Source organism: Pseudomonas sp. BW16M2 (genome assembly GCF_014268865.1).
Classification (GTDB): Bacteria; Pseudomonadota; Gammaproteobacteria; order Pseudomonadales; family Pseudomonadaceae; genus Aquipseudomonas; species Aquipseudomonas peradeniyensis.
Genome location: NZ_JABWRI010000045.1, coordinates 14,920 through 30,018, shown reverse-complemented (window position 1 = coordinate 30,018; position 15,099 = coordinate 14,920). Strand labels below are relative to the sequence as shown.

The window sequence follows — 15,099 nt, the reverse complement described above, 5'->3', positions numbered from 1 at the left end:
CCCCCCCCCCCCCCCCCCCCCCCCCCCCCCCCCCCCCCCCCCCCCCCCCCCCCCCCCCCCCAACGACCCGGTCCGTGTTTAGTGCCCGGCAGTGTTGGAAAACACCTGGATCACCACCACCCCGCCGACGATCATGGCCATGCCCAGCATCGCCGGCACATCCAGCTTCTGCCCGTAGATCACCAGCGCCGCGATGCTGATCAGCACGATGCCCAGCCCCGACCAGATCGCATAGGCGATGCCCACTGGAATGCTGCGCACCACCAGGGTCAGCATCCAGAACGCCACGCCGTAGCCGCAGACCATCAGCAACAGCGGCAGCGGCGTGTTCAGCCCCTTGACCGCTTTCATGGAGGCGGTGGCGATGACTTCGGCGCAGATGGCGATGGCGAGATAGGTGTAGGCGTTCATGGTGCGGGTCCTCCGTTGCTGGATGGGCATTCTAGGGAATCCCTGGATGCGGTAAAGTCATTACCTATCTGCTTTGGAGATAGGTTGGTCATGACTGAACACTGGAGCCTCGAGCAACTGCGCCTGTTCGTGCGGGCCGCCGAGTTGCGTTCGTTTTCCGCCGTGGCCCGCGAGCAGCGCAAGGCCCAGTCGGCGATCAGCAGCGCCATCGCCTTGCTCGAGACAGACCTGGGCGTGACCCTGTTCGAGCGCAGCAGCGGCCGGCAGCCGCGCCTGACCGAAAGCGGCGCCGCGCTGCTGGAGGACGCCCGCGAGCTGTTGCGCCAGTGCGAGCGCCTGGATGGCCGGGCGCTGGCCTTGATGCGCGGGCAGGAGGCGTTGTTGCGGGTGGCCCAGGACGAGGCCATGCCCTACCAGCCGGTGATCGACAGCCTCGACGAGTTGGCGGCGCACTACCCTTACCTGGAAGTGCAACTGGCCAGCGGTGCCCAGGGCGATGTGGCGCGCAAGCTGGTGGAGCGGCGCGCCGACCTGGGCTTGTTCTTCCACCACGAAAGCATCCCTGCCTCGTTGGAGCGGCGCGCCCTGGGCAGCGTCGAGATGGTCACGGTGTGTGCCATCGACCACCCGCTGGCGCACCTGGCCAAGGTCAGCCGCCAGCAACTGGCCCGTCATCGCCAGTTGTTGATCACCCCGCAGCAGAGCGGCTACCCCGGCGGCGAGGCGATCAGCCCGCAGGTCTGGCGCGCCGACAGTTTCTACGCCATGGCCGAGTTGCTGATGCGCGGCCTGGGCTGGGCCTGGCTGCCCCGGCATGTGGTGCAGTACCCCACCTACCAGACGCAGATGGTCGAACTGGACAGCGAGTGGCGCCCGCCGGCGCTGGTGGCGGAGCTGGCCTGGCGGCGCGACGAACCGTTGGGGCCGGCCGCGCAGTGGCTGGCCGAGCGCTTCGCCGTGCACCTGCGGGCGATTGGCTGACAGGCCTTTTCATCCAGTTCCTAGTAAACTCCGCCGCCATGAACAGAACCCTCTATACCCTGCTGTTTCACCTGGGCCTGCCGCTGGTCGCGCTGCGCCTGTTCCTGCGCGGGCGCAAGGCGCCGGCGTACCGTGCGCGGATTGCCGAGCGCTTCGCCTGCCAGCTGCCGCCGATGCGCCAGGGCGGCATCTGGGTGCATGCGGTCTCGGTGGGCGAGAGCATCGCCGCCGCGCCGATGGTGCGGGCCCTGCTCAAGCAGTACCCGGACCTGCCGATCACGCTTACCTGCATGACCCCGACCGGCTCCGAGCGCATCCGCGCGATGTTCGAGGGCGAGCCACGGGTGCAGCACTGCTACCTGCCTTATGACCTGCCGTGGGCGGCCGGGCGGTTCCTCGACCATGTGCGCCCGCGCCTGGGCATCATCATGGAAACCGAGCTGTGGCCGAACCACATCCACCAGTGCGCCAGGCGCGGCATTCCGGTGGCGCTGGCCAATGCCCGGTTGTCCGAGCGCTCGGCCCGTGGTTATGCCCGCTTCGCCGGCCTGACCCGGCCGATGCTCGAGGAGATGAGCCTGATCGCCGTGCAGACCGAAACCGAGGCCGAGCGCTTCCGTGCGCTCGGTGCGCGCGATGAATGCGTACAGGTGACCGGTTCGATCAAGTTCGACCTGAAGATCGACGATCAACTGCTGCCACGGGCCGTTACATTGCGCGAGCAGTGGGCTGCCCGGCAGCGTCCGGTGTGGATTGCCGCCAGTACCCATGATGGCGAAGACGCGTTGATTCTCGAGGCTCATCGTGAGCTGCTGAAGGTCCACAGCGATGCGTTGCTGATCCTGGTGCCGCGCCATCCCGAGCGCTTCGCGGCGGTGCATGAACTGTGCGCCGGCCAATTCGCCACGGTGCGTCGCTCGACCGGCGATGCGGTCACGGCGCAGACCCAGGTGCTGCTGGGCGACACCATGGGCGAGCTGCTGTTCCTCTATGCCCTGGCCGACATCGCCTTCGTCGGTGGCAGCCTGGTGGCCACCGGCGGGCATAACCCGCTGGAGCCGGCGGCGCTGGCGCTGCCGGTGCTCATGGGGCCGCATGTGTTCAACTTCCTCGAGATCAGCGCGATGCTGCGCGAGGCGGGGGCGTTGCAGCAGGTGGACGATGCCGAAGGGCTGGCCGGGGCGGTGCGTCGGCTGGTCGAGCTGCCGCAGGATGCGCGGCGCATGGGCGAGGCGGGCAGGGCGGTGATGCGGGCCAACCAGGGGGCGCTGCAGCGGTTGCTGGATGGGCTGGCTGCGCTAATCCGCTGATCTGTGAGGCGGTACGATCCCTGTAGGAGCGGCCTTGTGTCGCGATAGGGCCGCACAGCGGCCCCGGCAATCTTGCGGGTATGCGCAGATCCCGGGGGCGCTTCGCATCCCTATCGCGACACAAGGCCGCTCCTACAGCGACCGCGTGCTCCCTTGGCTCAAGGCCGGCGTTCGAAATTCTTCGCCGCCGCCGCCGCCAGGTCCGGTGGCAGGAAATCCTTGTCCGGGTTGTAGTCGGCCTTCAGGTACCGCCCCAGGTCCTGCAGGTCCTGCGGGCTCAGGGTGCCGGCGGCCTGCTTCAGGCGCAGGTTGTCGAGGATGTAGTCATAGCGGCTGTTGTTGTAGTCGCGCACCGAGGTGTACAGCTGGCGCTGCGCGTCGAGCACGTCGACGATGTTGCGGGTGCCGACCTGGTAGCCGATCTCGGTGGCTTCCAGTGCGCTCTGGTTGGAGATGATCGACTGCTTGCGCGCCTGCACCTGTTCCACGTCGGTATTCACCGCGCGGTGCAGGTTGCGGGTATTTTCCACCACCTGGCGACGCAGGCTTTCGCGCTGCTGCTCGCTCTGGGTCAGGCGGGCGTAGGCCTCGCGCACCTGGGAGCTGGTCAGGCCGCCGCTGTAGATCGGGATGTTCAACTGCAGGCCGATGCTGGTCTGCTCCACGTCACCGCCATAGCGCACGTTCGGTTGCAGCTGTGAATTGGTGAATCCGAGGTTGTCGTTGTCGCCCTTCTGGTACTTGGCCACCGCGTCGAGGGTCGGCGCATGGCCGGCCTTGCGCTGGCGCACGGTCTCTTCGGCCGCCGCCACGGCGTGGTTGGTCGCCAGCAGGTTGAGGTTCTGCCGCCCGGCGGTCTCGACCCAGGTCTTGGCGTCATTGGGCGTGGGCACCTGCACCGGCAGGGTGTGGACCACGCCCTGGATCGCCGAGTACTGGCGGTTGGTCAGGGTGACCAGGGCCTCGAAGGCATCCTGCACCTGGCGCTCGGCGATGATCCGGTTGGCCCGGGCGGTGTCGTAGCTGGCCTGCGACTGCAGCACGTCGGTCTTGTCCGAGAGACCGACGTCGAAGCGCTCGTTGGACTGGTCGAGCTGGCGCTTGAAGGCCGCTTCTTCGGCCTTGGTCGAGGCCAGGTTGTCCTGGGCGCGCAGCACCGCGAAGTAGTTCTCGGCGCTCTGCAGGATCAGGTTCTGCTCGGTGGCCGACAGTTCCAGGGCGGCCTGTTCGTTGACCGACTCGGCGGCTTGCAACTGGAACCAGCGGTCGGCACGGAAGATCGGCTGCGCCAGGGTCGCGCTCCAGGCATTGCCGCTGCGGTTGGAAGTGACCGACGGCTCGTCGAGCTTGGTCCGGGTGTTCATCATCTCGGCGCCAGCCGAAAGGTTCGGCAACAGGCCGGCGCGGGCCTGGGGCACCACTTCACGGCGGGCGCCGTAATCGGCGCGGGCGGCGGCCAGGTCGGCGTTGTTGTCGACCGCTTCCTGGTAGACGCTGACCAGGTCGGTCTTCACCGTCGTGGGCGTATCCACTGCCCAGGCCACTCCGTGGGACGCACAAGACACGGCAATTGCCAGTGAGAGTTTGCGCAGCATAGGGCAATCCTTGATCAAATTTTATTTACTGTACTGTCGGGTATCGAGCGATGCGCCAGTGTAGTGCCGCACGCCGTCATCAACAATCCGCCGCGTGTGCCATTTATCACCCCCGGATTTACCCGCTTGGCTTTGCCGGCCACTCCAGTCTAGACTGCGCATGTTCTTGTCGGGGTGCCTTGAAGCAAAGGCTGAGATCGCAGAGGTGCGGATCCCGTTGAACCTGATCAGGTTAGCGCCTGCGTAGGGAACAAGATTGCTCTCATATCCCGGGAGCCTCTTGTGCCAGGTCCGGGATCGCCTCAGCTGCTTGCAGCCCACGGCACCCCTTGTCCGGCACTGCACTCGTCAACACGGGTGCGTCCACGCCTTTCAGGTTCACCCCGACATTCCACCGCCTGGAAGCTGTCTGGAGAGCCTGTGATGAGCAAACAAGAAAAAGCGATCAGTCTGAGCGAGTCGGCCCAAGTCGACCAACAGTCCGTGCAACCCCTGCCCAATTCGCGCAAGGTCTATGTCGAAGGTTCGCGCCCCGACATCCGCGTGCCCATGCGCGAGATCAGCCTGCACGACACCCCCACCGACTTCGGCGGCGAGAAGAACGCCCCGGTGCTGGTGTATGACACTTCCGGCCCGTACACCGACCCCAATGTCATCATCGACGTGCGCAAGGGCCTGGGCGATGTGCGCTCGGCCTGGATCGACGCCCGTGGCGACACCGAGCGCCTCGATGGCCTGAGCTCGAACTTCGGCCAGCAGCGCCTGAACGACGCGGAGCTTGCCAAGCTGCGCTTCGCCCATGTGCGCAACCCGCGCCGCGCCAAGGCCGGTGCCAACGTCACGCAGATGCACTACGCGCGCCAGGGCATCATCACCGCCGAGATGGAATACGTCGCCATCCGCGAGAACATGAAGCTGCAGGAAGCCCGCGCTGCCGGCCTGCTGAACCAGCAGCACGCCGGCCACAGCTTCGGCGCCAGCATCCCGAAAGAGATCACCCCCGAGTTCGTCCGCGAAGAGATCGCCCGCGGCCGCGCGATCATTCCGGCCAACATCAACCACACCGAGCTGGAGCCGATGATCATCGGCCGCAACTTCCTGGTGAAGATCAACGGCAACATCGGCAACAGCGCCCTGGGTTCCTCGATCGAGGAAGAAGTGGCCAAGCTGACCTGGGGCATTCGCTGGGGTTCGGACACGGTCATGGACCTGTCCACCGGCAAGCACATCCACGAAACCCGCGAGTGGATCATCCGCAACTCGCCGGTGCCGATCGGTACCGTGCCGATCTACCAGGCCCTGGAGAAGGTCAACGGCGTGGCCGAGGACCTGACCTGGGAGCTGTTCCGCGACACCCTGATCGAACAGGCCGAGCAGGGCGTGGACTACTTCACCATCCACGCCGGCGTCTTGCTGCGCTATGTGCCGCTGACCGCCAAGCGCGTCACCGGTATCGTCAGCCGCGGTGGTTCGATCATGGCCAAGTGGTGCCTGGCGCACCATAAAGAGAACTTCCTGTACACGCACTTCGACGAGATCTGCGAGATCATGAAGGCCTACGATGTCAGCTTCTCGCTGGGTGACGGCCTGCGCCCGGGCTCGATCGCCGACGCCAACGACGCCGCCCAGTTCGGTGAACTGGAAACTCTTGGCGAGCTGACCAAGATTGCCTGGAAGCATGACGTGCAGTGCATGATCGAAGGCCCCGGCCACGTGCCGATGCAGTTGATCAAGGAGAACATGGACAAGCAGCTCGAGTGCTGCGACGAGGCGCCGTTCTACACCCTCGGCCCGCTGACCACCGACATCGCCCCGGGCTACGACCACATCACCTCAGGGATAGGCGCGGCGATGATCGGCTGGTTCGGTTGCGCCATGCTCTGCTACGTCACGCCCAAGGAGCACCTGGGCCTGCCGAACAAGGATGACGTGAAGACCGGCATCATCACTTACAAGATCGCCGCTCATGCCGCCGACCTTGCCAAGGGCCATCCGGGTGCGCAGATCCGCGACAACGCGCTGTCCAAGGCGCGCTTCGAGTTCCGCTGGGAGGACCAGTTCAACCTCGGCCTGGACCCGGATACCGCGCGTTCCTTCCACGACGAGACGCTGCCCAAGGAGTCGGCCAAGGTCGCGCACTTCTGCTCGATGTGCGGGCCGAAGTTCTGTTCGATGAAGATTACCCAGGAAGTGCGTGAGTACGCGGCCAAGATCGAGACCGTTGACGTGACGGTCGAACAGGGCATGCGCGAGCAGTCCGAGCGGTTCCGCCAGGAAGGCAGCCAGTTGTACCAGAAGGTGTAAGTAGACCTTGGGGGCCGCTTTGCGGCCCTTTCGCGACGCAAGGCCGCTCCCACAGGTCCTGTATATGGCTCAAGTCATGCACGGAACCTGTGGGAGCGGCCTTGTGTCGCGATACGAGGACGCAGTCCTCGCCAGCAACAACTCCAATATTCCGGCGAGCCCCCCATGACCACCCCCAGCCACTTCTCCCCCGACCACCCCGTCCCCTCCCACCACCGCCAGTTCGGCGCCCGCGACCTGTTCTCGCTGTGGTTCTCCCTCGGCATCGGCCTGATGGTGCTGCAGGTCGGTGCCCTGCTGGCGCCGGGCCTGGGGTTGGCCGGCTCGATCCTGGCGATCACCCTCGGCACGGCGGTGGGCGTGCTGCTACTGGCGGCGGCGGGGGTGATCGGCAGTGACACCGGCCTCTCGGCCATGGGCACCCTGCGCCTGACCCTGGGTAGCCACGGCGCGCGCCTGCCGGCCTTGCTCAACCTCCTGCAACTGGTGGGCTGGGGCTCGTTCGAGATCATCGTCATGCGCGACGCCGCCAGCCTGCTGGGCGCCCGTGCCTTCGGCGAGGGCAGCGGCTGGAGCAGCCCGCTGCTGTGGACCCTGTGCTTCGGCGCCCTGGCCACCCTGTTGGCGGTCAGCGGACCGCTGGCGTTCGTGCGCAAGGTGCTGCGCAAATGGGGCATCTGGCTGCTGCTGGGCGCTTGCAGCTGGCTGACCTGGAACCTGTTCGCCAAGGCCGACCTGGCCGCTTTGTGGCAGCGCCCGGGGGATGGTTCGCTGTCCCTGGCCCTGGGCTTCGACATCGTCATCGCCATGCCGCTGTCGTGGTTGCCGCTGATCGCCGACTACTCACGCTTCGGCCAGCGTGCCAGCCGGGTGTTCGGCGGTACGGCGCTGGGCTTTTTCATCGGCAATGCCTGGCTGATGAGCCTGGGCGTGGCCTATACCCTGGCCTTCGCCCCGAGCGGTGAAGTGAATGCGCTTTTGCTGGCGCTGGCCGGCGCCGGGTTGGGAATTCCGCTGCTGCTGATCCTGCTGGACGAGTCGGAGAACGCCTTTGCCGACATTCATTCCGCTGCGGTTTCCACCGGGCTGTTGATCAAGCTGAAGGTCGAGCACTTGGCCTTGGCCATCGGCGTGCTGTGCACGCTGATCGCCCTGCTGGCGCCGCTGGCCCAGTACCAGAACTTCCTGCTGCTGATCGGCTCGGTGTTCGCGCCGCTGTTCGGCGTGGTGCTGGTGGACCACTTCGTGGTCCGTCGCCGTCGCCTGCCGGCGCTGGTCGAGGGCTTGCACTGGCAGGCGCTGCTGGCCTGGGCGGTGGGGGTGGCGGCCTATCACCTGCTGGCCAGCCAGGCACCGGAGCTGGGGGCGACCCTGCCGGCACTGCTGCTGGCAGGGGGGCTGCATCTGCTGCTATCGCTCAGCCGCGGCCGGGAAACAGCTCGGGCTTGATCACGCCGTTGAGGCGTGGGTAGGGGATCTTCAGCTCGACGTGACCCATCGAGTAGGGGGCGATGGCGTAGACCTCGTACTTGATCACCACAGCACCGTAGGTCAGGGCGATGTGCGGCGACTGCTTGAACGGCCAGGTCTTGACGAACTCGGGATCCTTGTCCATGCCGGTGCTGATCAGCCAGGCGCGGTGGGACTCCTCGGCGGTCTTCCAGAAGGTCGCTTGCTGGCCGGGCACCAGCATGTCGTCCAGGGTCAGCACCTTGTCCAGCTTGCGCGAGTAGTTGATGAAGCCGCGCCCGGGCATGCCATGGGCGCCGCCGCTGTCCAGGTAGCTGGACAGCTCGACGATCACCAGCCCGTCATGCTGCTCGCGTACCTTGGCCTGCAGGTAGCTGCTGTTGCGCTTGTCGGCGCGGGCCAGGTACTGCTGTTCATAGGCTTGCAGCGAGGCTGGCGGGGTGCCGCGCTGGTTGTCCTCGGTCAGCGTCAGCAGGCGTTTCTCGACGATGGCGTCGAGCTTGGGCAGGTCGGGGAAGTGCACCACGTCGATGTTGACCAGCGGGCAGTCGCTCTCGCTGCAGCCGGGCTTGACGTGTTCCCAGGCCTCGCGCTTGACCTCGAGCGGGGCGCGGTAATTGGGCGTGAACAGGCTCTGGCAGGCGCCGAGCGCCAAGGCCAGAACGGCCACGGAAGTCAGTTTGACAAGCGTCATGTTGCCTCTTTCACAACGGTGATGATCGGCCTTGGACCGCCTGCGCGGCCTTCAGTTCGCCACTAAGCTAACAGAGAGCGGCGCGCCTGTCCCGGCTGCCCGAACGGTCGCCGGAAAGGGATGAAACCGGGCGGCGCGCAGAGTAGGATTGCGCGATGCGGTAAACGAGGTATCAAGGAGTTTGCATGACGGACACGTCAAATACTGTGCCCACCCAGGTCGAAATCGCCCGGCGTGAGCATCTGTTCAAGGGCTTCTACAAGCTCGACAAGCTGCACCTGCGCCACGAATTGTTCGCCGGCGGCATGAGCCGCGAGTTCACCCGCGAGCTGTTCGTGCGCCATGACGCCGTCTGTGTGCTGCCCTACGATCCGCAGCGCGACGAAGTGGTGCTGATCGAGCAGTTTCGAGTCGGCGCGGTGGGCAAGATCGATAATCCCTGGCTGATAGAGATGGTCGCCGGCCTGATCGACAAGGACGAGGAGCCGGAAGAGGTCGCTCACCGTGAAGCCGATGAGGAAGCTGGCCTGACCTTCAGCGCGCTGTGGCCGATGACCTGCTACTTCCCCTCGCCAGGCGGCAGCGACGAGTACGTCCACCTGTTCCTGGGCCGCTGCATCAGCGAGGGCGCCGGTGGCCTGCATGGCCTGGAGGAAGAGAGCGAGGACATCCGCGTGCGTGTCTGGGCATTCGAGGATGCCCTGCAGGCGGTGCGTGACGGGCGTATCTGCAACGCCGCCACGATCATTGGCCTGCAATGGCTGGCACTCAACCGTAACGAAGTTCGAGGTATGTGGAAGTGAACCTGCTGCGTGAGCGCTATCGGGTCGACCTGGTCGGGCTGCAGTCGGCCTGCGAGGCCAACTATGCCCGCCTGATGCGCCTGTTGCCGGAGATGCGCACCACGCAGAGCTCGCGCCGTATCGGCATGACCCAGGGTGACCAGATGCTCGGCGTGCTGGTGCTCGAAGTGCTGCTGGCCTGTCCCTATACCACCACCCTGAAGGTACGCCAGGAGCACAGCCTGCCTTGGCTGCCGGTGCCCGAGCTGGAAGTGCAGGTCTACCATGACGCGCGCATGGCCGAGGTGGTCAGCGCCGAGCATGCCCGCCGCCTGCGCAGCATCTACCCGTACCCCAACACGGCAATGCACCAGCCGGACGAGAAGGCCCAGCTCAACCTGTTTCTCGGCGAATGGCTGAGCCACTGCCTGGCCTGCGGCCACGAACTGGAAGCGGTGCGCTGAAATGTGATGCGCGTCGGTTTCGAGTACTTGCTCGAAACCGATCCGCCGCCATAATCGGTGCTGAATCCGTTCGAGGAGACGGCCGTTGCCGCAACCACACTCACTTCCGTCACCCATCCATGTGGTGCAACTGACTGACGCCCACCTGTTCGCCGACCCGGCGGGTACCTTGCTGGGCCTGAATACCCGCGCCAGCCTCGGGCATGTGATCGAGCAGGTGCGCCGCGAGCAGCCGCGCATCGACCTGCTGCTGTGCACGGGCGATCTGTCGCAGGATGCCAGCGTTGCCTCCTACCAGGCGTTTCGCGAGCTGAGCGCGAAGCTAGGTGCGCCGGCGCGCTGGCTGCCGGGCAATCATGACGAGGCCCAGGTGATGCAGGCCGTGGCGCCGGAGCTGGTGCAGGCGGTGACGGACATTGGCCCATGGCGCATCGTCATGCTCGATTCGGCCGTGGTGGGTGCCACCTTCGGTTTGTTGGCTGACGACCAGCTGGCCGTGCTTGACCAGGCCCTGGACGGGGCAGGCGAGCGCCATTGCCTGGTGTGCTGCCACCATCAGCCGGTGGATATCGGTTGTGCGTGGATTGCACCGATCGGGTTGCGCAATGCCGATGAGCTATTGCGGCGCCTGCGCAGTTATCCACAAGTGAAGGCGCTGCTTTGGGGGCATATTCACCAGGAGTGGGATGAAAAGCGCGACGGTATCCGTTTCCTTGCCACGCCATCGACCTGCATTCAGTTCGCGCCGCGCAGCGAGGAGTTCAAGGTGAGCGAGGAGCAGCCGGGCTACCGCTGGTTGCGGCTGCATGCCGACGGGCGGTTGGAGACTGGCGTGGAGCGGGCGCATGATTTCGAGGTGAAGCTGGATTTCGACAGCCCCGGTTACTGAGTGGGCCCGTGGTGAGGTGCGTGGGCGCACCGCCGCTTCCACGATGGATGTAGTCTTCCTTGACGATTTTGTTGCGAAAATCCCCACGCTGCGCCAATGCCCTTCGAACGCGCTACACTGCGCGTCTTTGCGTCTGGGGGCAGCATGTCGGGTTCCATCCTCTATATCCATGGCTTCAACAGCTCGCCGCTGTCGAAGAAGGCGCGCCAGCTCGAGGCGGTGATGCAGCGGCTCGGCCTGGCCGACCAACTGCGCGTCCCGGCCCTGCACCACCACCCGCGCCAGGCCATCGCCCAGCTGGAGGCCGCCATTGCCGAGCTCGGTGCCCCCTTGCTGGTCGGCAGCTCCCTCGGCGGCTACTATGCCACTCACCTTGCCGAGCGCCACGGCCTCAAGGCCCTGCTGGTCAACCCGGCGGTCGGCCCGCACCGCCTGTTCGACGGCTACCTCGGCACCCAGCGCAACCTTTATACCGATGAGGCCTGGGAACTGACCCACGACCACGTGGACGCCCTGGCCGAACTGGAAGTGCCGCCGCCGCAGGACGCCGCCCGCTATCAAGTGTGGTTGCAGACCGCCGATGAAACACTGGACTATCGCCACGCCGAGCGCTATTACCGCGCCTGTGCCCTGCGTATCCAGGCCGGCGGCGACCACAGCTACCAGGGCTTCGCCGAACAGCTCCCGGCCCTGCTGGCCTTCGCCGGCATTGCCCGCGGGCAGTATGCGGCGCTGGATTTTTCTGTATTTTGACTTTTGCATTCACCAGACTGACGACGAGAACCCATGGCCAATCCCAGCGCTAGCGCCTATAACGCAGACGCCATCGAAGTCCTCTCGGGCCTTGACCCGGTCCGCAAGCGGCCGGGCATGTACACCGACACCAGCCGGCCCAACCACCTGGCCCAGGAAGTCATCGACAACAGCGTCGACGAAGCCTTGGCAGGCCACGCCCGCTCGGTGCAGGTGATCCTGCATGCCGACCACTCGCTGGAGGTCAGCGACGATGGCCGCGGCATGCCGGTGGACATCCACCCCGAGGAAGGCGTTTCCGGCGTCGAGCTGATCCTCACCAAGCTGCACGCCGGCGGCAAGTTCTCCAACAAGAACTACCAGTTCTCCGGCGGCCTGCATGGCGTCGGTATCTCGGTGGTCAACGCCCTGTCGAGTCAGGTGCGGGTGCGCGTGAAGCGCGACGGCAACGAATACCAGATGACCTTCGCCGACGGCTTCAAGGCCAGCGAGCTGGAAGTGGTCGGCACCGTCGGCAAGCGCAACACTGGCACCAGTGTGTACTTCACCCCCGATCCGAAGTACTTCGACTCGCCGAAATTTTCCATCAGCCGCCTCAAACATGTGCTCAAGGCCAAGGCCGTGCTGTGCCCGGGGCTGTCCATCAGCTTCGAGGACAAGGGCACCGGCGAGAAGGTGGAGTGGCACTACGAGGACGGTCTGCGTTCCTACCTGGTCGACTCGGTCAGCGAGTACCTGCGCCTGCCTGACGAGCCATTCTGTGGCAGCCTGGCCGGCAACAAGGAAGCCGTGGACTGGGCCTTGCTGTGGCTGCCCGAAGGCGGCGACAGCATCCAGGAAAGCTACGTCAACCTGATCCCCACCGCTCAGGGCGGCACCCACGTCAACGGCCTGCGCCAGGGCCTGCTGGACGCCATGCGCGAGTTCTGCGAGTTCCGCAACCTGTTGCCGCGCGGGGTCAAGCTGGCCCCCGAGGATGTCTGGGAACGCATCAGCTTCGTGCTGTCGATGAAGATGCAGGAGCCGCAGTTCTCCGGCCAGACCAAGGAGCGCCTGTCGTCCCGTGAGGCGGCGGCGTTCGTCTCCGGCGTGGTCAAGGACGCCTTCAGCCTGTGGCTCAACGCCCATCCCGAGCTGGGCATGCAACTGGCCGAGCTGGCCATCAGCAATGCCGGCCGTCGCCTGAAAGCAAGCAAGAAGGTCGAGCGCAAGCGCATCACCCAGGGCCCGGCGCTGCCCGGCAAGCTGGCCGACTGCGCAGGCCAGGATCCGATGCGCGCCGAGCTGTTCCTGGTCGAGGGTGATTCCGCCGGTGGTTCGGCCAAGCAGGCCCGGGACAAGGAATTCCAGGCGATCCTGCCGCTGCGCGGCAAGATCCTCAACACCTGGGAAGTCGATGGCGGCGAAGTCCTGGCCAGCCAGGAAGTGCACAACATCGCCGTGGCCATCGGCGTCGACCCGGGTGCCACCGACCTTTCGCAACTGCGCTACGGCAAGGTCTGCATCCTCGCCGACGCCGACTCCGACGGCCTGCACATCGCCACCCTGCTGTGCGCGCTGTTCGTCCAGCACTTCCGCCCGCTGGTCGAGGCCGGGCATGTCTACGTGGCCATGCCGCCGCTGTACCGCATCGACCTGGGCAAGGAGATCTACTACGCCCTGGACGAAGCCGAGCGCGATGGCATCCTCGACCGGTTGGTCGCCGAGAAGAAGCGCGGCAAGCCGCAGGTCACCCGATTCAAGGGCCTGGGCGAGATGAACCCGCCGCAGCTGCGCGAGACCACCATGGACCCGAACACCCGGCGCCTGGTCCAGCTCACCCTGGACGACGTGCAGGGCACCACCGAGATCATGGACATGCTGCTGGCCAAGAAGCGTGCCGGTGACCGCAAGAGCTGGCTGGAAACCAAAGGCAACCTGGCCGAGGTCCTGGTTTGATTCGTCCGTTGCTCATGGCCTGCCTGGCGCTGTTCGCCCTGCAGGCCCAGGCCGGCGACTGGCCGCAGCTCAAGCTCAGCGGCGAGCACGTGGTCGATGGCATGCGCGGCGGCAACCTGTCGGGCCTGGCCTGGTGTCGGGGGGCGTTATGGGCGGTGTCCGACCGCGATGACGACCGCATCTACCGCCTGGACCAGGAGGGCGCGGCCTGGCAGGCCCAGCCGCTGACCTTCACCCCGCCGCCGGCCCCCGATACCGGGTTGCCCTGGGGGCTGAAGTCGCGCAACTGGGCGGCGTCGTATATTCGTGGCGGCGCGCTGGATTTCGAAGGCATCACCTGCGACCAGGCCGGCAACCTGTTCATCGTCAGCGAGGCCCAGGCCGCCGTGCTGCAACTGCCTGTGGACGGCGAGCCGGACTGGCTGAGAATCGACCAGGCCATGGTGCGCCAGGCGCGGGCCAGCGGCATGCTGCTGCATTTCAACGCCCTGTTCGAAGGGTTGGCGATCAACCCGGCGGGCGATCGCCTGTGGCTGGCCGCCGAGCGCGAGCGACGCGGGCTGCTCGCCGTGCAGCGCCAGCAATCGGTATGGACCTGCGGGCGCGGCTGCGTGCTGCTCAGTGAAGCCGGCGTGGAAATGCAGCCGCCGCAATTCCCCGAGGCACGCCCGGTTTCCCGCGACTTCGCCGACTTGGCCTGGTTCGAGGGCAAGCTGTTCACCCTCGAGCGCAACGCCTACCGTATTTGCCGGCGCGACGCCGACAGTGGCGCCGTGGAGCGCTGCTGGTCGTTCGCCGCCGACGCCCTGGTGGAATCGCGTCGTTATTCACAGCCTTATGGCCTGGCCGAGGCGCTGGTGATCGACAAGGATGGCGCCTGGATCGGCGTGGACAACAACGACCGACCGCGGGCGGACGGTGAAACGCGGCCGGTCGTCTGGCGCTTCGGTACGCCGGCCGGCGGCTGGAGTGCCAAGCCATGAGCCAGCCAGCGGGCAAGCGGGCGGGCAGGGTGCTGATGATCGTCGCCTGGGCGGCGGCGATGTTCCTGGCCACGCGCTTTTTCGGCCAATGGGAGGCGCGTCAGCAGAATCCCAACGCCGTGGTGCAGAGCGAGCAGGGCGACGGCTTCGTCGAAGTTCGCCTGCTGAGCAACGGCCAGGGCCATTTCGTCGCCGACGGCGCGATCAATGGCAGGGTGGTGCATTTCATGCTCGATACCGGCGCCACCGATGTGGCGATCCCCGAGGCGCTGGCCCGCGACCTGGACCTGGCACGCGGCGCCCCGGTGCAACTGAGTACCGCCAATGGCCGCACCGAAGGCTACCGCACCCGGCTCGACAGCCTGCAGCTGGGTGACATCCACCTGCGCGACGTGCGCGCGCTGGTGGTGCCCGGCCTGGATGGCCAGGCCGTGCTACTGGGCATGAGTGCCCTGAAACAACTTGAATTTACCCAGCGCGGCGGCACCATGCTGCTGCGCCAGAACCTGAAATGACGAGGCCCGC

General features: G+C 66.1%; 14 protein-coding genes and 1 riboswitch. Of the genes, 11 read left to right on the top strand and 3 right to left on the bottom strand.

All coding sequences use genetic code 11. The features are described from left to right. Positions 1-78 precede the first annotated feature (78 nt). On the bottom strand, positions 79-411 hold the full coding sequence (locus HU735_RS25700) for a multidrug efflux SMR transporter (protein WP_050707183.1): 333 nt from the start codon (positions 409-411) through the stop codon (positions 79-81). 90 nt (positions 412-501) lie between these two features. Between HU735_RS25700 and HU735_RS25695 the strand changes: the two genes are divergently transcribed. Together HU735_RS25695 and waaA are read left to right on the top strand one after the other, a co-directional pair. Continuing rightward, positions 502-1,392 (top strand): LysR family transcriptional regulator, encoded by an 891-nt coding sequence (locus tag HU735_RS25695; protein ID WP_186716242.1) that lies wholly within the window; start codon positions 502-504, stop codon positions 1,390-1,392. 38 nt (positions 1,393-1,430) lie between these two features. Next, positions 1,431-2,702: a lipid IV(A) 3-deoxy-D-manno-octulosonic acid transferase gene (gene waaA / locus HU735_RS25690; RefSeq protein ID WP_186716241.1), complete on the top strand. Its 1,272-nt coding sequence runs from the start codon at positions 1,431-1,433 to the stop codon at positions 2,700-2,702. A gap of 158 nt (positions 2,703-2,860) precedes the next feature. Here waaA and HU735_RS25685 read toward each other — a convergent pair whose 3' ends face one another. Beyond that, positions 2,861-4,297, bottom strand: coding sequence for a TolC family outer membrane protein (locus HU735_RS25685; RefSeq protein WP_186716239.1), 1,437 nt, complete (start codon positions 4,295-4,297; stop codon positions 2,861-2,863). A gap of 160 nt (positions 4,298-4,457) precedes the next feature. After that, a riboswitch (TPP riboswitch) is annotated at positions 4,458-4,564 on the top strand. A gap of 156 nt (positions 4,565-4,720) precedes the next feature. Here HU735_RS25685 and thiC point away from each other — a divergent pair. Further along, positions 4,721-6,601, top strand: coding sequence for a phosphomethylpyrimidine synthase ThiC (thiC, locus tag HU735_RS25680; RefSeq protein ID WP_186716237.1), 1,881 nt, complete (start codon positions 4,721-4,723; stop codon positions 6,599-6,601). A gap of 165 nt (positions 6,602-6,766) precedes the next feature. Continuing rightward, on the top strand, positions 6,767-8,050 hold the full coding sequence (cytX, locus tag HU735_RS25675) for a putative hydroxymethylpyrimidine transporter CytX (protein WP_186716234.1): 1,284 nt from the start codon (positions 6,767-6,769) through the stop codon (positions 8,048-8,050). Here the strand turns inward: cytX and HU735_RS25670 are convergent. Then, positions 8,019-8,765: an RsiV family protein gene (locus HU735_RS25670; protein WP_186716232.1), complete on the bottom strand. Its 747-nt coding sequence runs from the start codon at positions 8,763-8,765 to the stop codon at positions 8,019-8,021. The genes cytX and HU735_RS25670 overlap by 32 nt on opposite strands. Positions 8,766-8,950: 185 nt before the next feature. Between HU735_RS25670 and HU735_RS25665 the strand changes: the two genes are divergently transcribed. From HU735_RS25665 to HU735_RS25635, 7 genes are all read left to right on the top strand, one after another. Beyond that, positions 8,951-9,568, top strand: a complete 618-nt coding sequence (locus HU735_RS25665) for an NUDIX domain-containing protein (RefSeq protein ID WP_186716230.1) — start codon at positions 8,951-8,953, stop codon at positions 9,566-9,568. After that, the gene (locus HU735_RS25660; RefSeq protein WP_050707175.1) at positions 9,559-10,011 is read left to right on the top strand and encodes a DUF1249 domain-containing protein; all 453 of its coding nucleotides are present in this window, start codon (positions 9,559-9,561) and stop codon (positions 10,009-10,011) included. The genes HU735_RS25665 and HU735_RS25660 overlap by 10 nt, the downstream gene beginning before the upstream one ends. 85 nt (positions 10,012-10,096) lie before the next feature. Beyond that, a complete protein-coding gene (cpdA, locus tag HU735_RS25655) occupies positions 10,097-10,900 on the top strand; it encodes a 3',5'-cyclic-AMP phosphodiesterase (RefSeq protein WP_189657171.1) in 804 nt (267 codons plus the stop codon). 144 nt (positions 10,901-11,044) lie between these two features. Then, positions 11,045-11,653 (top strand): YqiA/YcfP family alpha/beta fold hydrolase, encoded by a 609-nt coding sequence (locus HU735_RS25650; RefSeq protein WP_186716228.1) that lies wholly within the window; start codon positions 11,045-11,047, stop codon positions 11,651-11,653. A gap of 33 nt (positions 11,654-11,686) precedes the next feature. Beyond that, the gene (parE, locus tag HU735_RS25645; RefSeq protein WP_186716226.1) at positions 11,687-13,591 is read left to right on the top strand and encodes a DNA topoisomerase IV subunit B; all 1,905 of its coding nucleotides are present in this window, start codon (positions 11,687-11,689) and stop codon (positions 13,589-13,591) included. Then, the gene (locus HU735_RS25640; RefSeq protein ID WP_186716224.1) at positions 13,588-14,574 is read left to right on the top strand and encodes an esterase-like activity of phytase family protein; all 987 of its coding nucleotides are present in this window, start codon (positions 13,588-13,590) and stop codon (positions 14,572-14,574) included. Before parE ends, HU735_RS25640 begins: the two co-directional genes overlap by 4 nt. Further along, entirely contained in the window at positions 14,571-15,089 is a 519-nt protein-coding gene (locus HU735_RS25635) for a TIGR02281 family clan AA aspartic protease (RefSeq protein ID WP_186716222.1), read from the top strand. Before HU735_RS25640 ends, HU735_RS25635 begins: the two co-directional genes overlap by 4 nt. Positions 15,090-15,099 lie beyond the last annotated feature (10 nt).